At 66.1% G+C, this 19,017-nt stretch carries 20 protein-coding genes; 10 read left to right on the top strand and 10 right to left on the bottom strand.

Annotated features, from left to right (window positions below):
• The first annotated feature begins 31 nt into the window (after nt 1-31).
• Nucleotides 32-835, top strand: a complete 804-nt coding sequence (gene fabI / locus DKM43_RS09175; protein WP_109798203.1) for an enoyl-ACP reductase FabI — start codon at nt 32-34, stop codon at nt 833-835.
• Between the two features lie 75 nt (nt 836-910).
• On the opposite strand, the gene DKM43_RS09170 is transcribed toward fabI, so the two are convergent.
• The 9 genes from DKM43_RS09170 to DKM43_RS09130 form a co-directional block, all read right to left on the bottom strand.
• Nucleotides 911-1,495: a hypothetical protein gene (locus DKM43_RS09170; protein ID WP_109798202.1), complete on the bottom strand. Its 585-nt coding sequence runs from the start codon at nt 1,493-1,495 to the stop codon at nt 911-913.
• A 159-nt stretch (nt 1,496-1,654) separates the two neighbouring features.
• Nucleotides 1,655-2,167, bottom strand: coding sequence for a demethoxyubiquinone hydroxylase family protein (locus DKM43_RS09165; RefSeq protein WP_109798201.1), 513 nt, complete (start codon nt 2,165-2,167; stop codon nt 1,655-1,657).
• Nucleotides 2,164-2,679: a disulfide bond formation protein B gene (locus DKM43_RS09160; RefSeq protein WP_109798200.1), complete on the bottom strand. Its 516-nt coding sequence runs from the start codon at nt 2,677-2,679 to the stop codon at nt 2,164-2,166. Before DKM43_RS09160 ends, DKM43_RS09165 begins: the two co-directional genes overlap by 4 nt.
• 16 nt (nt 2,680-2,695) lie before the next feature.
• Entirely contained in the window at nt 2,696-4,075 is a 1,380-nt protein-coding gene (locus DKM43_RS09155; RefSeq protein WP_109798451.1) for a S41 family peptidase, read from the bottom strand.
• A gap of 115 nt (nt 4,076-4,190) precedes the next feature.
• Entirely contained in the window at nt 4,191-5,408 is a 1,218-nt protein-coding gene (locus DKM43_RS09150) for a murein hydrolase activator EnvC family protein (protein WP_109798199.1), read from the bottom strand.
• 9 nt (nt 5,409-5,417) lie between these two features.
• Nucleotides 5,418-5,843 carry a 23S rRNA (pseudouridine(1915)-N(3))-methyltransferase RlmH gene (locus DKM43_RS09145; RefSeq protein WP_109798198.1) on the bottom strand — a complete coding sequence of 142 codons (426 nt, stop codon included), beginning with the start codon at nt 5,841-5,843 and terminating at the stop codon, nt 5,418-5,420.
• A 114-nt stretch (nt 5,844-5,957) separates the two neighbouring features.
• The gene (gene rsfS / locus DKM43_RS09140) at nt 5,958-6,365 is read right to left on the bottom strand and encodes a ribosome silencing factor (protein WP_109798197.1); all 408 of its coding nucleotides are present in this window, start codon (nt 6,363-6,365) and stop codon (nt 5,958-5,960) included.
• Between the two features lie 109 nt (nt 6,366-6,474).
• Nucleotides 6,475-7,185: a nicotinate-nucleotide adenylyltransferase gene (locus DKM43_RS09135; RefSeq protein ID WP_109798196.1), complete on the bottom strand. Its 711-nt coding sequence runs from the start codon at nt 7,183-7,185 to the stop codon at nt 6,475-6,477.
• Complete coding sequence (locus tag DKM43_RS09130; protein ID WP_109798195.1) at nt 7,149-8,426, bottom strand: glutamate-5-semialdehyde dehydrogenase; 1,278 nt, start codon at nt 8,424-8,426, stop codon at nt 7,149-7,151. The genes DKM43_RS09135 and DKM43_RS09130 overlap by 37 nt, the downstream gene beginning before the upstream one ends.
• A gap of 317 nt (nt 8,427-8,743) precedes the next feature.
• Here DKM43_RS09130 and DKM43_RS09125 point away from each other — a divergent pair, with 317 nt between their 5' ends.
• The 3 genes from DKM43_RS09125 (at nt 8,744) to DKM43_RS09115 (ending at nt 11,147) form a co-directional block, all read left to right on the top strand.
• Complete coding sequence (locus DKM43_RS09125; protein WP_109798194.1) at nt 8,744-9,940, top strand: M23 family metallopeptidase; 1,197 nt, start codon at nt 8,744-8,746, stop codon at nt 9,938-9,940.
• Between the two features lie 7 nt (nt 9,941-9,947).
• Nucleotides 9,948-10,298, top strand: coding sequence for a bactofilin family protein (locus DKM43_RS09120; protein WP_201739821.1), 351 nt, complete (start codon nt 9,948-9,950; stop codon nt 10,296-10,298).
• 171 nt (nt 10,299-10,469) lie between these two features.
• Entirely contained in the window at nt 10,470-11,147 is a 678-nt protein-coding gene (locus tag DKM43_RS09115) for a DUF1013 domain-containing protein (protein WP_407938491.1), read from the top strand.
• An 81-nt stretch (nt 11,148-11,228) separates the two neighbouring features.
• Here DKM43_RS09115 and DKM43_RS09110 read toward each other — a convergent pair whose 3' ends face one another.
• On the bottom strand, nt 11,229-12,233 hold the full coding sequence (locus DKM43_RS09110) for an NAD(P)H-quinone oxidoreductase (RefSeq protein ID WP_109798191.1): 1,005 nt from the start codon (nt 12,231-12,233) through the stop codon (nt 11,229-11,231).
• A 106-nt stretch (nt 12,234-12,339) separates the two neighbouring features.
• Between DKM43_RS09110 and DKM43_RS09105 the strand changes: the two genes are divergently transcribed.
• From DKM43_RS09105 to DKM43_RS09080, 6 genes are all read left to right on the top strand, one after another.
• Nucleotides 12,340-12,558: a DUF1192 domain-containing protein gene (locus DKM43_RS09105; protein ID WP_109798190.1), complete on the top strand. Its 219-nt coding sequence runs from the start codon at nt 12,340-12,342 to the stop codon at nt 12,556-12,558.
• A 168-nt stretch (nt 12,559-12,726) separates the two neighbouring features.
• Nucleotides 12,727-15,087: an ATP-dependent Clp protease ATP-binding subunit ClpA gene (clpA, locus tag DKM43_RS09100; RefSeq protein ID WP_109798189.1), complete on the top strand. Its 2,361-nt coding sequence runs from the start codon at nt 12,727-12,729 to the stop codon at nt 15,085-15,087.
• Nucleotides 15,088-15,222: 135 nt separating this feature from the next.
• Nucleotides 15,223-16,230 (top strand): ligase-associated DNA damage response exonuclease, encoded by a 1,008-nt coding sequence (locus DKM43_RS09095; RefSeq protein ID WP_109798450.1) that lies wholly within the window; start codon nt 15,223-15,225, stop codon nt 16,228-16,230.
• The gene (locus tag DKM43_RS09090) at nt 16,230-17,849 is read left to right on the top strand and encodes a cisplatin damage response ATP-dependent DNA ligase (protein WP_109798188.1); all 1,620 of its coding nucleotides are present in this window, start codon (nt 16,230-16,232) and stop codon (nt 17,847-17,849) included. Before DKM43_RS09095 ends, DKM43_RS09090 begins: the two co-directional genes overlap by 1 nt.
• Before the next feature lie 64 nt (nt 17,850-17,913).
• On the top strand, nt 17,914-18,318 hold the full coding sequence (locus DKM43_RS09085) for a group II truncated hemoglobin (RefSeq protein ID WP_269089611.1): 405 nt from the start codon (nt 17,914-17,916) through the stop codon (nt 18,316-18,318).
• Between the two features lie 52 nt (nt 18,319-18,370).
• On the top strand, nt 18,371-19,009 hold the full coding sequence (locus DKM43_RS09080) for a YoaK family protein (protein ID WP_109798186.1): 639 nt from the start codon (nt 18,371-18,373) through the stop codon (nt 19,007-19,009).
• Nucleotides 19,010-19,017: the final 8 nt, after the last annotated feature.

Genomic DNA, 19,017 nt, shown 5'->3' with positions numbered 1-19,017 from the left:
GGAACAAGACAAGAAGCGAGAACGAGAACGCATGACCGGACTTATGCAAGGCAAGCGCGGCCTCATCATGGGCCTCGCCAATGACAAGTCGCTGGCCTGGGGCATTGCCAAGAAGCTGCACGAACACGGCGCCGAACTCGCCTTCTCCTATCAGGGAGAAGCGCTGGAGAAGCGGGTGCGCCCGCTGGCCGCCAGCCTCGGCAGCGATTTCCTGATCGAATGCGACGTGTCCGACATGGACGCGCTCGACACGGCCTTCGATACGCTCAAGGCGCGCTGGCCGACGATCGACTTCGTGGTGCACGCCATCGGCTATTCCGACAAGAACCAGCTTCGCGGCAAGTTCTACGACACCACGCTCGACAACTTCCTGATGACCATGAACATCTCGGCCTACAGCCTTGTGGCGGTCACGCGCCGGGCGGTGGAGATGATGCCCGAAGGCGGTTCGATCCTGACGCTGACCTATTACGGCGCGGAAAAGGTGGTGCCGCACTACAACGTGATGGGCGTGGCCAAGGCGGCGCTGGAAACCAGCGTGAAATACCTGGCCAACGATTGCGGACCGCAGGGCGTGCGCGTCAACGCCATTTCGGCCGGCCCGATCAAGACCCTGGCCGCCAGCGGCATCGGCGATTTCCGCTACATCCTCAAGTGGAACGAACTGAACAGCCCCCTGCGCCGCAACGTGACCATCGAGGACGTGGGCGGTGCGGGGCTTTACTTCCTGTCCGATCTGTCCTCAGGCGTGACCGGCGAAACGCACCATGTGGACGCAGGCTACCACACCGTCGGCATGAAGCAGGAAGACGCACCCGACATCGCCCTGGGCTGAAGGCTTGGCGCACCGGGCCGAAGGCTTGGGCGCGCATCATTCCCGTCCGCGCGGGAATGATGCGCGCGGCACGTTTCAGGGCTGTGCGGGCGGCGCAGCCTGCTGGCCCGTCTGACCGCCGGCTTCCTCGCGTTCGCGCTTGAGCCGGGCTTCGTATTCGCGTTCGATCTGCTCGACCCGCGCCTGTTCGGCCGCGGCTTCGGCATCGATGGTGCTGAGACGGCGCTCGCGCTCTTCCTCGATCATGCGGCCGAACTGAACGTCGGGGCCATTGCGCTTCTCGGCATAGGCACGGTCGATCAGGCGGGTCACGCAGCCGCTGGCACCGCCCGAACCGACCGCCGAACAGGAATTGATCCCGAAGGCGCCAACGGTTTCATAGGCTTTCACCCGCTCGGTCCATGCCTGGTTTCCTGCGGCGTTGGGATTGTCGCGAAAAGGCTTGGGGATGCGAAAGCGCTCTTCCTCGTCCTTGCGGGCGCAGACCGTGATCGTGCCCCCTTCGGATGGCGGGCACGGATCATTGCCATAGACGATAAGCTGGTTCACCCGCTCTCCGCCCGGATCGGTCAGGGCAACGCCCGGCCCGGAAGGCTGCGCCTGTGCCGGGACTGACGCCGCAACGGCCAGAAACAGGAAAGCAGGGACAGTGCGCAACATCGTGGGTCTCCGGTCAGCCATGCTTCGCTATAGGACGCAACGTCCTTGAATGGTAGCTGAAGCGACTGGAATGCTGATGCGGCCTTGGCCGCGGCCAATCCCTGACAAAAGTCAAACCCGTCGCAAATCAGGCCCGTCGCAAATCAGGCCCGCCGAAAATCAAATCCGCGTGGAAAGCGCAATCGCCGCGCGGCAGCCAAGCCGGATCGCGTGGAACAGCACCGGATAGGCGGGTGCCTGCTCGGCCCCGGCGGCCAGCGCCGCATCGCGGTGTTCGCGCTCGTCGTCGCGGAACTCGCGGATCATGTCGGCCAGTTCGGGATCGCTGTCGCCCAGCGCGTCAAGCTGCTCGGTGTAGTGGCGGTCAATCTCGGTCTCGATCGCGGCGGTGCAGGCCATGGCTGCCTTCGGCCCGATAAGCGCCGTTGCCGCGCCAAGGGCGAAACCGGCGACGGACCAGAGCGGCTGCAATGCCGTGGGGCGAACCCCGCGCCGCACCAGCAGTTCATCGAAACGCCTGCGATGATCGGCTTCCTGTTCGGCCATTGCGGCAATTTCGGCGGAATGGGGCGCGCGGTTGCCCATCACGGCAAGCTGCCCGGCATAGATCCGGGTAGCGCCGAACTCTCCGGCCTGATCGACGCGCAGCATTTCAGCGGTATTCACGGTCATCGGAAGGTTCCCTTGCGGCCTTTGCGCCCTTTGCCGAGCAGCGCCAGAACCAGCACCGCCCCGCCCAGCGATATCAGGAAATTGTAACCGGCAAGGCTGATTCCGAAGAGAGACCAAGGGGCAACATCGCACCGGATAACGGGCGCGTTCATGATCGCATCAAGTGCGCTGGCCCCGCTGCCGCCAACCGTGGCGCAGGCAGTAACGCCCTGCCACCAGCCATATTCCACCCCGGCATGAAACGCGCCGATCAGACCAGACAGGCCGGTGGCGATGGCCGCCAGAGTGACCGCAAGATCCCCTGCACCCCCGACCCTGCCCTTCCCGCGCTTCATGGCCAGCGCGAGCACTGCCAGCACGATGGCCGCGATATGCGGATAGCGCTGCCACCAGCACATCTCGCAAGGATACAGGCCGAAGACATATTGTGCGATCAGCGCCCCGCCCATCAGCAAGGCCGGCACGATCAGGGCAAGCGCATAGGCGGCATCGCGGGCTTTGGCCGGAGTCATCGCGTGGCGATCCGTCTCAACGCTGCCGGTTTGACGCAAGCACCGTGCCCGCCGTGCGGCTCAGCGTCTGCACCGCATAGTGCAGCTGGAAGTCCTTGATGTTCTTCGCCGTGAGTTCTTCGGGCGTCATCTTGAAGCGCGGATCGGCCAGCTTGTCCTTTTCCAGATCCTTGTCGTCGAGCTTGATCTCGTTGATGAGGTGGCCGCGCAGGTCGCTCTCGCGATAGGCCCGCTTCTGGCGCTTCAGGAAATCGGGATCGGAAATCTGCGGCACCACGATATCGGGATCGATTCCCCCTTCCTGCACGGACCGGCCCGAAGGCGTATAGTAGCGCGCCGTGGTGAGCTTGACGGCGGTATCGCGGGTCAGCGGGATCAGCGTCTGCACACTGCCCTTGCCGAAGCTGCGCTGTCCCATGACAACCGCGCGATGCTGGTCCTGAAGGGCGCCAGCCACGATCTCGGAGGCGGACGCGGAACCTTCGTCGATCAGCACGATCATCGGCACACCCTTGGCGATATCGCCCTTGGTATCGACCTCGGCGGGATAGACCTCGTTGTCGCGCGGATAGCGGCCACGCTGCGAGACGATCGTCCCGCGTTCAAGGAACAGGTCCGACAAGGCAACCGCCTCGTCGAGCAGGCCGCCCGGATTGCCGCGCAAATCGAGCACCAGCCCGGCCACCTTGCCGCCCGCCTTGGCCTTGGCCGCGGCCCACGCCTTCTTGACCGAGGTGCCGACATCGGCGCTGAAGCTGGAGACCGAGATCACCGCGACATTGCCCTGAAGTTCCCATTCCACCGGCTTCAGTTCGATGATCTGGCGCGTGATCGTGACATCGAACGGCTCGTCGCGTCCGGGGCGGAAGATGCTGAGCCTTATCTGGGTGCCTGGCTTGCCGCGCATCTGATCGACCGCCTCGTCAAGCGAACCGCCATAGATCAGCTTGCCATCAAGGTGCGTGATGAAATCCCCGGCCTTCACCCCGGCAAGATCGGCCGGACTGCCCTTGGTCGGGGCGATGACCTTGACCGCGCCATCGTCGAGCGTGACCGAAAGGCCCAGCCCGCCATAGGAGCCTTCGGTCTGGGTGCGCAGATTCTCGAAATCACGGGCATCCAGATAGGAACTGTGCGGATCGAGCGAGGCCAGCATCCCGTTGATCGCGCCCTTGATGAGCTTGTCATCATCGACCGGCTCGACATAGTTGGCCTTGATCCGCTCGTAGACGGCCAGAAGCTTGCTGAACTCAGGGCCTGACCGCGCATCCACCGCCGCCAGACCGCTCGTCGCCGCAGGGATCAGGGCAACCGCGCAGACGAGCGCGGTAACGCGCAGCAACCCGGCCGCCCGCGCGCTCTTGCGGCGCACACCTGCCGTATCTGGGCCTGCCATGCCCGCTTCGGCGGCGGGGGAGTGGCTCGTGCGTTCATCACTGTTCATCATCGGCACCATATAGCCGCGGGCGGCTTAACGCCAGATGAGGTTTCAGGACAGGTGGCGGGGGCCATCAGCCGCCGGTTTCGCCCAGCGGGTTCACCGGCGCGCCATCGCGCCGCAGTTCGATGGTGAGGACCGGCCGCCCCGGCCCTGCGGTGCCAAGGGGGGAGCCTTGCACCACTGTTTCGCCCACGGTCACGGCAAGGCGGCCGAACTGCGTGATCAGCGTGGTCCAGCCGCCGCCATGCTCCACGATCACGATGGCCCCATAGCCGCGGTAAGGCCCGGCAAAGGCCACGCGCCCGTCGGCGGGCGAAACCACTTGCGCACCGGGGGCCACTGCCAGCGAAACGCCCTTGGTCAGTCCGGTGGCTGATTGTTCGCCAAAGCCCGACACGAGCCTGCCCGATACCGGCATGATCCAAGCAGGACGGGCGGTGTCGGCCGCCAGAAGCGGCGGCGGCGCATCGATCACCTGAAGCACTTCGCCGGGGCGGGTGGGTGGCAGGACCGGCCCCGGCAGGGCCGCAAGCTGGCGGCGCAAGGTTCCGGCCTCTTCGAGCTGATCCAGCAGGCCCGAAAGATCGCGCGTCTGTTCGGCCAGAGCCAGCACCCGGTCGGCCTCGCGGCTGGCCACGCCCTGCGCCTCGCGCGAGGCCAGACGCTGGCGGCTTTCGAGCGCAGCCAGTTCCGCCCGGCGGGAGGCCAGCGCCCTTTCCCCTTCGCGCAACTCGCGGGCGGCGAGACGCGCCTGCTCCTGCAACTCGCGGCCGCGCTGGATTTCCGCGCGCAGCCCGGCGGTGCGGCGTCCCACTTCCGGCAGCATGGTTTCCATCACTGCCCGCAGATAGACCGTGTCGCGCAGCGAATCCGCGCGGACCAGACTGAAGACCAGCGGGCGCCGCGCCATCATCTGCAGGGCCGCCGTCAGGCGCACAACCGGTTCCTGCTCGCTGGCCATGCGCGCGCGCAGGACTTCGCGTTGCCGGTCGATCATGGCGATGCGGGTCTGGGCCATCTGGATCTCGGCCTCGGACTGCTGGATCCGCGCCGCCACCGCTGCGGCCTCGCGCGCGGTGCGGTCAGCCTCGGCCCGCGCCTTGCGTGCGGCCTGCTCAAGCTGTTCGGCCCGCGCGCGCGACCGGGCGAGAACCTCGCCCGCGCGGCGCAGGGCATCGCCCGCATCGCCCGCATCCGCATAGGGGCTGGGCTGCTGCGCCATGACCTGCCAGCCCGCTGCCCCCGCCAGCAGCAGGATCATGAAAACGAAGGTGCGCGCTGACGTCATGGCGTGCGCTTATCCCTCGCGGTGATAAGGATGGCCAGCCAGAATGCTGGTGGCGCGCCAGAGCTGTTCGGCAAGCATCGCCCGCGCCAGCATGTGCGGCCAGGTTGCCTTGCCGAAGGCGATCAGCAGATCGGCCGAGCCGCGCAGTGCCTCGTCGTGTCCGTCGGCCGCACCGATCAGGAAGCGCGCTTCGCGCACACCATCATCGCGCCAGCGGCCAAGGATTGCGGCGAACTCGGCCGAGGTGAGCTGTCGCCCCCGTTCATCAAGCGCCACCGTGCGCAAAGGCGTCTGCGCAGGCGCGGGCACGGTGCCGCCACGGTCTGGCAATTCGGTGACTTTCCAATCCCACGCAATCCGCCGGGCATAGCGGTCAACCAGTTCCGCCTCCGGCGAGCGGCCGATCTTTCCGCGAGCGATGACATGCAGCAGCATTGGCCCCGTCTAGCGGGGATCGGCGAGGAAATGAATCCCCGGCAAAGTTGCCATCATGGCTGCGCGCGCAGACACGCCCTCAGGGCGTCGCTGCCACGGGTGCAGCAACCCCGATCAGGCCGCGCCTGCGTCTCCGAAGGCCCACATGCGTTCGAGATTGTAGAACGTGCGCACTTCCGGGCGGAAGAGGTGGACCACCACATCCCCGGCATCGATCAGCACCCAGTCTGCCGCCGGAAGCCCCTCGATCCGCACGTGGCCGAAGCCGCCATGCTTGATCCGCTCGGCCAGCTTCTGCGCCATCGCGGCCACCTGACGCGTGGATCGGCCCGACGCGATCACCATGTAATCGGCAACCGAGCTTTTGCCTTCGAGCGGGATCGAAACCACTTCCTGCGCCTGATCGTCGTCGAGCGAGCGGAGCACGAGATCGTGCAGCGCTGCGGGCGAATGATCGGCCGGGGATTGAGGGGTCTGGGGGGCGGTGCCGGCCTTGGCCGACAGCGGTTGAACGCTGGTCATGTCGCGCGAAATGGCCTCCGTGGCTCAAGAGTCAAGGGATAAGGCTGTCGGAGCTGACCGCCCGCACCCGCGCGCCTTACGGCGCAGGTGCGGCCAAGATATTGCGCGGTCAGGATTTTCCTCGCCCGATTGGGCGATGCGTCACGGCATCGCGCAGTCTTGCCACAGGGATGCGGCTTGCCCATTCCGGATCGGCGGCGCGAATCGCGCTGGCCGACCGGTCGTCAGGATCGAAGCGAAGAATAGTCAGCGCCGGAGCGCTCCGCCTTGCGCCGGAAACGAACTGACCGGGCCGCTGGCGCCAGCGGCGCAGCCATGCCATGGCGGGACTTGCCAAGGCCGCTGCATCATATCCCGGTCGGGCAATCACCGCAATCGGCATCTCGCGGGCAATGCCGCGCCAGTCCTTCCAGCGTTGGAACTGGGCCAGATTATCAGCCCCCATGATCCACACGAAGCGCCTGCGCGGGAAGCGGCGCCGGATCGCGCGCAGCGTATCCACGGTAAAGCGCGTGCCCAGTTCCTGCTCGATCGCGGTGGCGCGGATCGGCGCATTGCGGCTCATCGCCTGCGCCGAGGCCAGCCGCGCGGCAAGCGGGGCCATGCCTGCCGCTGGCTTGAGCACATTGCCGGGCGAAACCAGCCACCATACCTCGTCCAGCCCCAGCGCCGCGCGCGCAAACAGGCTGATCCGGCGATGCCCGCCATGCGCCGGATTGAAACTGCCGCCCAGCAATCCGGTCAGCGGGCCGGTCAGCGGGCCTGCGGGCAATGTCAGGGCCGTCAGGGCCGGACCTGCCCGGAACCGCGCACCAGCCACTTGTAGGTCGTCAGCCCTTCCAGCGCGACAGGCCCGCGCGCGTGGAGCCGCCCCGTGGCAATGCCGATCTCCGCACCAAGGCCAAACTCGCCGCCATCGGCAAACTGGCTGGATGCGTTGTGCATGACGATGGCGCTGTCCACTTCGGCAAGGAAGCGGTCAGCGGCTGCCTGATCGTCGGTCACGATGGCGTCGGTATGGCCCGATGCATGGCGCGCGATATGCGCCAGCGCTTCGTCCAGACCATCGACAACCGCTACCGACAGGATGGCTTCGAGATATTCGGTGTCCCAGTCATTGGCGGCAACGGGCACGATCCGGGGATCGATGGCGCGGGCGCGGGCATCGCCACGCAGTTCGCACCCCGCATCCAGCAGCGGCTCCAGCAGTCCGTGCGGATCGGGATAGGTAGCGTCGATCAGCAGCGTTTCCATCGCGCCGCAGATCCCGGTGCGGCGCATCTTGGCGTTGAACACGATCCTGCGGGCCATGTCCGGATCGGCCGCGGCATGGACAAACGTGTGATTGATCCCGTCGAGGTGCGCCAGCACCGGCACGCGGGCATCGGCCTGCACGCGCGCCACGAGGCTCTTGCCGCCGCGCGGCACGATCATGTCGATCAGCCCGGCCGCCGCCAGCATCGCGCCCACCGCCGCGCGGTCCTGCGTGGGGACAAGCTGGACCGCCTCGGCAGGAACGCCGCCCTCGACCAGCCCCGCCACCAGCGCGCGGTGGATGGCGCGGTTGGAATGGACCGCCTCGGACCCGCCGCGCAGGATCGCGGCATTGCCCGATCGCACGCACAGTGCGGCGGCATCCGCCGTCACGTTGGGGCGGCTTTCATAGATGATGCCGATGATCCCCACCGGAATGCGCACCCGCTGCAAGACCATGCCGTTGGGCCGCGCCGTTTCGGAAATTACCTCGCCCACCGGATCGGCAAGCGATGCGACCTGCTCGACCGCATCGGCAACCCCGGCAAGGCGCTCAGGCGTCAGGCGGAGCCGGTCGAGCATGGCGCTTGTAAGGCCATTGGCCTCACCGTTGGCCATGTCCTGCGCGTTCGCGGCAAGAATCTCGGCTTCGGAGGCACGCAGGGCGGCGGCAGCGCACTTGAGAGCGCGCTCCTTGGCCGGTGCATCCATGCGCGCCAGAAGCGCTTGGGCGGACCGGGCGGCACGGGCGAGACCTTCGACCATGGCGGTCACGGTTTCGGCGGAGGCATGGGGCTGGCTGGACATGGCCTGCCCCTACCATCGAGGCAGCGCGATGTCATCCACCCGCGCGGGCGAACGCGCGAATCGGCCGAGTGCAGATCTGCATGATCTGCACGGCCTGCCCCGCCCGATGCCGGCAACGGTATGCTGGCGATCACCTGCTGCAAACGATTCATCGGGGGAGTCACACGCTCCGGCGCGGGTGGAGCGGTTTCGATTCGCCAGCGCCCCATGGCCCCGCTAGGCCGCACCCCCGACGGGAAACACATGTTAACCAACCGACCGGCTGTCAGGGCCGGGACAGGATTGATCCGGGGGTCGCCAGGTTCGTGCCAGCCAAGATGACTGACCGCTTGCGGGCCGGTAGCGCCGCGGCCCGCCAGAGGCTGGGCGCGGGCATGACCCGCGTCAGGCAGTGGTTCCCCGAACGCGAGTTCTTCATGCGCGTGCAGGGCGAGGTGCGGTTCATCCGCCTGTCCTCGCGGGTGCAGATGGGTGTCGCTGGCGGAGTGGCCGGCGCCATGCTGCTGTGGCTGGGCGCAATGGGCGCAGCGCTCGTCTCCCAGTTCACCGCCGCGCGCGACCATGCCGCCCTGCTCGAACGCGAAGCAGCCGTGGCATCGGCTGAAAGCCGCGTGGCAAAGTATCGCGGCGGCATCGAGGGCGTGGCCGACGAACTGGAACGCCGACAGGATTTCATCGAAAAGGCAATTCAGGGCACGATCGGCGAACTGCCGAACGACCTGCCGCAGGGCACCGTATCCGACAGCACAGCCGAGGCGCAGAAGACCGTTCGCAAGATCTCGCTCGAACTTCCCGAAGGAAGGCGCCTTGCCGAAGTGGAAGCCCGGCAGCTTGCCTTCATCGAACGCCTGACCCGTTACGCCGACGCCCGCGCCGCCCGCTATGAAACGGCCATCCGCCGTGTCGGGCTGAACCCGGCCATGCTGCGCGGCGCCTCGCGCGAGGGGCAGGGTGGCCCGCTGATCCGGCTCTTCACCGATCGGGACGAGAGCGTGGACCCCCGCTTTGCCCGCTTCGGCGCGAGCCTTGAACGCATGGCCGCGCTTGAGCGGGGCCTGGCCCGCATACCCAATACGCTGCCCGCGCGCCTCGAATATATCTCCAGCGGCTTCGGCTATCGATCCGATCCGTTCACGGGCGGCCCCGCGTTTCACGCCGGGCTTGATTTCCGCGGGCCGGTGGGCGCCCCGATCTATGCGGCGGCGGCAGGCACGGTCAGCTTCGTGGGCGTCAAGCAGGGCTATGGCCGCGTCGTCGAAATCAGCCATGGCAACGGCCTGCTCACGCGCTATGCGCACATGTCGCGCACCGATGCAAAGGAAGGACAGAAGGTCGAAGCCGGAACCGCCATCGGCCAGATCGGCAATACCGGCCGGTCAACCGGCCCCCATCTCCATTTCGAAGTGCGGATCAATGACCGCCCGGTCAATCCGCGCCCGTTTCTTGAGGCAAACAGGCATGTTCAGGAAATCCGCGCCGGAACCGGCGCGCACGATGAAAAGCACGGGGAGTAATCCGGGCATGGCGGCAAGTTTCTCGGTGCTGGGTGCGGACGTGGCCGTGAAGGGCGATCTTTCGGCCAGTGCCGATCTGCACATCGACGGCAGCGTGGAAGGCGACATCACCTGCGCCGCGCTCGTTCAGGGCGAAAAAAGCGTCGTCACCGGCGCGATCCGGGCGCAGAGCGCGCGTCTTTCGGGCACGGTTCACGGATCGATCGAGGCGGGCGAACTCGTCATCCTCAAGACCGCGCGCATCCACGGAGACGTGACCTATGACGCGCTGACGATCGAACAGGGCGCGCAGGTGGATGGCAGATTCGCGCACCGCGTCCATACGGGCGAGGAACCGGCCCTCACGCTGGTAAGCTGAGCCTTTCAAACAAAACCTTGCCGATTCGCCATTCCCGGCTTACATCGGCTCCGTTCAAGGCCGCTCCGCGAGGGGCGGCCCTTATTGTATCCGCTTTTCAGGTCGTGTCCGCTCCGGCAGGGCCGACTTATCGGGAGACCGTCCGTGAGCAACCAGCCCGCCTATCCGCTGATGCCCCATGCGACAGCTTCGTGGCTCGTCGACAATACCGCGCTGACGTTCGAACAGATTGCCGAGTTCTGCGGCCTGCACATCCTTGAGGTGCAGGCGATGGCCGATGACCTTGCCGGCCAGAAATACACCGGGCGCGATCCGATCCATTCGGGCGAACTGACCCAGGCCGAAATCGACCGCGGGCAGGCCAATCCCGATTACCGGCTCAAGATGCAGCGTGCGCCGATCTCGGTCAGCCGCACCAAGGGGCCGCGCTACACGCCGGTATCCAAGCGTCAGGACAAGCCCGATGGCATTGCGTGGATCCTGCGCCATCACCCCGAAGTTTCGGATGCGCAGATCGGCAAGCTCATCGGCACCACCCGCACCACCATTGCCGCGATCCGCGACCGCAGCCACTGGAACATCGCCAACATCAATCCGAAGGATCCGGTCACGCTGGGGCTGTGCTCGCAGCGCGAACTTGATGCGCTGGTGTCCAAGGCCGCCAAGAAGGCCGGGATCGAGGACGACGGCGCTGCCGACCAGCGCCTTGGATCCGATCGTGATGCCCTGATCGAGGAACTGCGTGCCGAACGCGAGGCCTCTGCCAAGGCTGCATCGGAAGCCGCACAGGAAGCCGAAGCCGCCGCATGGCTTGCCGCGCGCCGCGCCGAAGGGATTTCCGACAGCTGAGCCTCCCGAAGGCTCAGCCACGAAAAAAGGGCCGCTCCCGTTATGGGGCGGCCCTTTTGCTTTGTGGCAAGCGCTTCGGCTTCAGCTCACGTGAAGCACGATCTTGCCGATATGCGCACCCTGTTCCATCCGCGCATGGGCGGCAGATGCCTGATCCAGCGGGAAGGTCTGGTCCATGACCGGGCGCAGTTCGCCCGTTGCCACCATCGGCCAGACCGTATCGCGGATTTCGGCTGCCAGTGCGGCCTTGAACGCCTTCGACCGCGGTCGCAGGGTCGATCCGGTCAGCGTGATCCGGCGGCGCATGACCTCGGCCATGTTGATTTCGGCGCGAACCCCGCCCTGCACGGCAATGGTCACATGCCGCCCATCGTCGGCAAGGCACTTGATGTTGCGCGCCACATAATCGCCCGCAACCATGTCGAGCACCATGTCCACCCCGCGCCCTTCGGTCAGGCGCTCGACTTCGGCCACGAAATCGGCGGCCTTGTAGTCGATCGCATGGGCTGCGCCGATGGCAAGCGCCTGCGCGCACTTTTCCGCGCCGCCGCAGGTTGCGATCACGTTCACGCCGAACAGCTTGCCCAGCAGGATCGTCATGGAACCGATGCCGCTGGTGCCGCCATGGACAAGGATCGTCTCGCCGGGGGCGACCATGCCGCGTTCAAACACATTGTGCCACACGGTGAACAGGGTTTCGGGCATGGCGGCAGCCTCGGCCAGCGAAAGTCCGGTGGGAACCTGCAGGCACTGCGCCGCTTCGGCAATGCAGTATTCGGCATAGCCGCCACCCGCCACCAGCGCGCAGACCGGCGTTCCGATGAAGGGCCAGGTCACGCCTTCGCCCATCGCCACGACCTGTCCGGCAACTTCCAGCCCCGGCAGCGGCGAGGCATCGGGCGGCGCAGGATAGAACCCCTGCCGCTGGACCACGTCGGGCCGGTTGACGCCGGCAAAGGCCACCTTCAGCAGAACCTGCCCCGGCCCCGGTTGCGGCACGGGGACGGTTTCCGGGCGCAGCACTTCGGGACCGCCGGGCCCATCCCAGCCGATCGCGGTCATCGTTGCCGGAATGGCTCTCGTCATCTTGCCCCTGCTACCCCTTCGTGGAAAATGGCGAATACCAATTTGTCTTCCGGTAGCCGACACTGGGCGTTGACAGCAAGGCAATGCGGCGCCCATTGTGCCCGCTATGGACCTAGATGATCGCCCTCGCCCACAAGGGGATCTGGCCAGCAGGCTGGCGGCAGAGCCGCTCGATTCGCTCTCGCACGACGAACTGAACGCGCGCATCCTTCTGCTGGAAGCCGAGATCGCGCGCACCGCCGCGCACCGCGACAGGGCCAGCGCGCATCGCCTTGCGGCAGAGGCGCTGTTCCGCACGCCGCCACCATCAGGCTCCGCCGGATGAACGCGCGCGCCCTTCCCTTTGCCGAAGGGCGTCACCATATCGCAGCGGGTGCGGATGCCTTTCGGGCATCTGTCTTCACACGCACTCGTGGTTTAGCCAGGGTTAATACCGCGTGTGCACTCTCCCTCTCCGGGAACCCACCGGCGCAAGCCAGAAAGTAGCCGCAACATGCCCAGTTTCGCCCAGAGCCTCGAAAAAACGCTGCACACCGCGCTCGCCAACGCGTCCGAGCGCAGCCACGAGTATGCGACGCTGGAGCATCTGCTGCTCGCCCTGATCGACGATCCCGATGCCGCGCAGGTCATGCAGGCCTGCGGGGTGGACCTTGGCGATCTGGGCGATGTCGTGCGACAGTATCTCGATCAGGAATACCAGTCGCTCAAGACGCAGGAAAAGGCCGATCCCCAGCCGACCGCCGGGTTCCAGCGCGTGATCCAGCGCGCCATCCTGCATGTCCAGTCTTCGGGCAAGGACACCGTCACCGGCGCCAACGTGCTGGTCGCGCTGTTCTCCGAGCGGGACAGCTATGCCGTCTATTTCCTCCAGCAGCAGGACATGAGCCGCCTCGATGCCGTCAGCTTCATCAGCCACGGCATCGGCAAGGGTGGCCGACAGGTCGAAGGCCGCACGCCCAAGGGCGCCGAGGAAGAAGCACCCAAGCAGGAAGACAAGGCCGACGCCAAGGGCCAGAAGAAGGAAACCGCGCTCGACCAGTTCTGCGTCAACCTCAACGAAAAGGCGCTTGCCGGCAAGGTCGATCCGCTGATCGGGCGCGGGCCGGAAGTGGACCGCACGATCCAGATCCTGTGCCGCCGGTCGAAGAACAACCCGCTCTATGTGGGCGATCCGGGCGTGGGCAAGACCGCGATTGCCGAGGGCCTTGCCCGCAAGATCGTGGAAGGCGACGTTCCCGAAGTGCTGGCCGATGCGGTGATCTATTCGCTCGACATGGGCAGCCTGCTGGCTGGAACGCGCTATCGCGGCGATTTCGAGGAACGTCTGAAGCAGGTGGTGGCCGAACTGGAAAAGATGCCGCACGCCGTTCTGTTCATCGACGAAATCCACACCGTGATCGGTGCAGGCGCGACCAGCGGCGGCGCCATGGACGCTTCCAACCTGCTCAAGCCCGCGCTTTCGGGCGGGACGATCCGCTGCATCGGCTCGACCACCTACAAGGAGTTCCGCAACCACTTCGAGAAGGACCGCGCCCTGCTGCGCCGGTTCCAGAAGATCGACGTGAACGAGCCGACGATCGAGGACACGATCAAGATCCTCAAAGGTCTGCGCACCGCGTTCGAGGAACACCACAAGGTGAAATACACGCCCGATGCGATCAAGACCGCGGTCGAGCTTTCGGCGCGCTACATCAACGACCGCAAGCTGCCCGACAAGGCCATCGACGTGATCGACGAAGTGGGCGCCATGCAGATGCTGGTGCCGCCTTCAAAGCGCAAGAAGACCATCACCGCGCGCGAGATCGAACAGGTCATCGCCACGATGGCGCGCATCCCGCCCAAGTCGGTGTCGAGCGACGACAAGAAGGTGCTCGAACATCTGGAGCGCGATCTCAAGCGGCTCGTCTTCGGGCAGGACAAGGCCATCGAGGTGCTATCCAGCGCGATGAAGCTGAGCCGCGCGGGCCTGCGCGATCCCGACAAGCCGATCGGTTCGTTCCTGTTCTCCGGCCCCACCGGCGTCGGCAAGACCGAGGTCGCCCGCAGCCTTGCCCAGATCATGGGCATTCCGCTGCAACGCTTCGACATGTCGGAATACATGGAGCGCCACTCGGTCTCGCGCCTGATCGGCGCGCCGCCGGGCTATGTCGGCTTCGATCAGGGCGGCCTGCTTACCGATGCGATCGACCAGCAGCCGCACTGCGTCCTGCTGCTCGACGAGATCGAGAAGGCGCACCCCGATCTGTTCAACATCCTGCTTCAGGTGATGGACAACGGGCGGCTGACCGATCACCACGGCAAGACCGTGGATTTCCGCAATGTCGTGCTCATCATGACCACCAATGCGGGCGCTTCGGACATGGCGCGTCAGGGCATCGGCTTCGGCGACGTGTCCAAGGCCGATGCGGGCGACGAGGCGGTGAAGAAGATGTTCACCCCGGAGTTCCGCAACCGGCTCGATGCCATCGTGCCCTTCGGCTACCTGCCGCCTGAAGTGGTCAGCCGCGTGGTCGACAAGTTCGTGCTCCAGCTCGAACTGCAACTGGCCGAGCAGAACGTGCACATCCAGTTCGATTCGGATGCGCGCGGCTGGCTGGCCAGAAAGGGCTATGACAAACTCTACGGCGCCCGCCCGATGGCCCGCCTGATTCAGGAAAAGGTCAAGAAGCCGCTGGCCGAAGAACTGCTGTTCGGCAAGCTGGCCAATGGCGGCGAGGTCCACGTCAGCCTCAAGGACGATGCGCTGTCCTTCGAACTGACCCCGGCCGCGCCGAAGCTGGTCAAGAAGAAGGCGAAGAAGGGCAAGGCCGGTTCTGCGGCAACCGAAGAGCCAAGCGCCGACGAAACCGAATAAGCCTTTGCCTGATCTCAGGGATCAAGGCCCGTCCTTGCCGGGACGGGCCTTTTTCTTGCACCAGAGTTGCGCCGCGCAACTTCACGGCCTGATGGGCACTGGAACGCCTCGCGCGCTCCCGCCATGGTCTGCGCGATGAAACCGCCCTTCTCCTGGCTCAGACCCGAACCGACAGGGCTTTACATTGTCCCTGCCGATGCGTGGATCGATCCTGCGCGGGCGGTGGATATCGCGCTTGTCACGCATGGCCATGCCGATCATGCCCGCGCCGGTCATCGACAGACCATCTCCACGCCTGAAACGCTGGCGATCATGAGCCTGCGCTATGGCGTGGGTGAAACGGGCGCGCGCGCGGTCGTCTATGGCGAGAGGATCAGCCTCGGCGGCGGCGTCAGCGCAACCTTCCTGCCCGCAGGCCACGTGCTCGGCTCCGCGCAAATCCTGCTGGAACACGCCGGAGAGCGGGTGATCGTGACCGGCGACTACAAGCGCCGCCCCGATCCCACCTGCGCGCCTTTCGCGGTCACGCCGTGCGATGTCTTCGTGACCGAGGCCACCTTCGGCCTGCCGGTCTTTCGCCATCCGCCAATCGGCGAGGAGATCGCAAGGCTGCTGGCCGCGCGCGAGAACGAACAGGGCCGCTGCATCCTCGTGGGCGCCTATGCCCTGGGCAAGGCGCAGCGCGTGATCGCCGAACTGCGCGCCGCCGGATACCGCGAAACTATCTGGCTTCATGGCGCGATGGAGAGAATGTGCCGGCTCTATCAGGAGCACGGGGTTGACCTCGGCAATCTCAGGCCGGTGGCGGGCGTGCCCAGGGCAGCGCTGGCCAACGCCATCGTCATTTGCCCGCCATCGGCACTCAACGACCGCTGGAGCTGCCGCCTGCCCGATCCGATCACCGCCATGGCATCGGGCTGGATGCGCGTGCGCCAGCGCGTGCGCCAACGCGGCGTTGAGCTGCCGCTCGTCATTTCCGACCATGCCGACTGGGACGAACTGACCCAGACAATCGCGCAAGTGAACCCGGCCGAAACATGGATCACCCACGGCCGTGAGGAAGCCCTTCTGCGCTGGTGCGAACTGACCCAGCGAAAGGCCCGCGCGCTGGCGCTGGTCGGCTACGAGGACGAGAGCGACTGATGGAGCGTTTCGCCGCCCTGCTCGATGCGCTGCTCCTCACACCGTCGCGCAATGCCAAGCTTGCCCTGCTGGCCGCCTACCTGCGCGAGACGCCGGATCCCGACCGTGGCTGGGCGCTCGCGGCGCTGACGGACGGGCTGGACTTCCCCGCCGTGAAAGCCAGCCTGATCCGCAGCATGATGGCTGAGCGTGTCGATCCGGTGCTCTGGGCGCTGAGCCGGGAATATGTAGGCGATACGGCCGAGACCGCCAGCCTGCTCTGGCCCGATCCGGTGAGCGAGCCTCTGCCCGCACCGGGCGTGGCCGAGGTCGTCGCAGCACTGGGCGAGGCATCCCGCAGCACCGCGCCTGCGGTTCTGGCAGACCTGCTTGACCGTCTTGACACCAGGGGTCGCCATGCACTGCTGAAACTTGCCACGGGCGCCATGCGCGTCGGCATTTCCACGCGGCTTGCCAAGGTTGCCTTCGCGCAGGCTTTCGGGGTGAGCGTGGAGGAGGTGGAAGAATACTGGCACGGCCAGACCCCGCCCTATGCGCCGCTCTTCGCATGGGCCGACAGGGGCGCACCACCGCCGCGCACCGATCTGCTGCCGCTGTTCCGCCCGTTCATGCTGGCTCACCCGCTCGAAGCCGAAACGTTGAACCTTTCGGAATACGCGGCCGAATGGAAATGGGACGGCATCCGGGTGCAGATCGCGCATGTATCAGGCGAAACCCGCGTCTATTCGCGCAGCGGCGATGACATTTCCGCCACGTTCCCGGAAATTGCCGCAGCCCTTTCCACCCCTTGCGTGCTTGATGGCGAACTGCTGGTGCGCGGCGTGCATCAGCGCGGCACGGCGGGTGGCGCGGCCAGTTTCAACGCCCTGCAACAGCGTCTTGGCCGCAAGAGAGTGTCGAACGTCATGCTGGCCGATTATCCCGCCTTCGTGCGCCTTTATGACCTGCTGATCGAGAATGGCGAGGATCTGCGCGAAAGGCCATGGGATCAGCGCCGCGCCCGGCTGGAAGCGCTGGCCGCGCGCCTTGACGCCACCCGTTTCGACATCTCGCCGGTAATCCCTGCGCGCGATTTCGACGAACTTTCCGAAATCCGCGCCCGCGCGCGCGACGAGGCGATCGAGGGCGTGATGCTCAAGCGGCGCGACAGCCCCTATGTTGCGGGCCGCCGCGCCGGGTTGTGGTTCAAGTGGAAGCGCGATCCGCTGCTGATCGATTGCGTGCTGATGTATGCGCAGCGCGGGAGCGGCAAGCGCTCCTCGTTCTATTCCGATTTCACTTTCGGCTGCTGGAACGGCGATCCCGATCAGGGAGCGGAACTGCTGCCCGTGGGCAAGGCCTATTTCGGGTTCACCGATGCGGAACTGAAACTGCTCGACCGGCACGTGCGCCAGCACACCGTGGCCAAGTTCGGCCCGGTGCGCGAAACGGACAAGTCGCTGGTGTTCGAGATTGCCTTCGATTCGGTCCATGCCAGCAAGCGCCACAAGTCCGGCCTTGCCATGCGTTTTCCCCGCATCAACCGTATCCGCACCGACAAGCCCGCGCACGAGGCGGACCGGCTGGAAACGCTGCGCGCGATGATTGCCCCGGAGAATGCGCTTGACCGGGATCAATGATGGCTGGCGCAACGCAGGGCACAGCCAAGGCTCCCGATCCCCTGAACGCGAAAGGCGCGATCCCTTGGCCAGCGATGTTGCAGAAGCTCCGGCGAAATCCCCCTATGACCGCATTGGCGGCAAGGAGATGCTGCGCCGGATCACCGACCGGTTCTATGATCTCATGGAATCCGATCCTGCCTACAAGGCGCTGCGCGCGATGCACGCGCCCGATCTTGCCCCGATGCGCGAATCGCTGGCTGGTTTTCTGGCCGGATGGTGCGGCGGCCCCCGCGACTGGTTCGAGGCCAATCCCGGCAAGTGCATGATGTCGATGCACAAGCCCTTCCCGATCACCCGAAAGACCGCCGGGCAATGGGCCGATTGCATGACCCGCGCCATTGCAGATGTTGCCCCGCCCGACAGCGAGATTGCCGAGGCCATGGCGGACGTGCTTTCGCGCATGGCAAAGGGGATGGCGCGGGATTGATCCGCCATTCGCGCAATTCCCAACCGCGCGCCGAAGGGCTAAGCCCCGGCGCGTGATTCTTTCCGACCAACAGCGCCGCCTCTTTGCCGCCGCGCTTGCAGCTCTGGCAGGCTTTGTCGATGCCGTGGGCTTCATCGTCGGCCATGGCTATTTCGTGTCCTTCATGTCGGGCAACACAACCCGGCTCGGTGTCGCGCTGGGCACATCCGTGCGCGATGCGCTGGTGCCCGCGCTGCTGATCGCAGGATTCGTCGCGGGCGTGGCTGGAGGGGCGCTGCTGGTCGAACGCGCCGGGCGCTGGCGCAAGGTTGCAGTGCTGGCGCTGGTTGCGGCGCTGCTGGCAATCGCCGCAGCGGGGCAGGTGCTGCAATGGCCCGTGGTGATGATGGCCGCGCTGGTGCTCGCCATGGGCGCGCTCAACAACACCTTCCAGCGCGATGGCGAAGTGGCGGTGGGCCTCACCTACATGACCGGCGCACTGGTGAAGCTGGGCATCGGCATTGCCCGCCTGCTTGGCGGCAAGCGCGATGCCTCGGCGGCGCTGTCATGGGCCTTGCTGTGGGGCGGACTGCTGGCAGGCGCGGTTCTGGGCGCGTTTGTTCAGGACCGCGCACCGCTGGCAAGCCTCGGCATGGCCTCGGCCTGGGCGGCGGCGATGGTGGCCGTGGCCCTGCGCCTTCCGCCCGAATGAAGTGCAGT

Source organism: Novosphingobium meiothermophilum (assembly GCF_003171715.1).
In the GTDB taxonomy this organism is placed as follows: Bacteria; Pseudomonadota; Alphaproteobacteria; order Sphingomonadales; family Sphingomonadaceae; genus Novosphingobium; species Novosphingobium meiothermophilum.
Note: the sequence above shows the minus strand (reverse complement) of the source record. Positions and strands in the feature narration are given on the sequence as shown.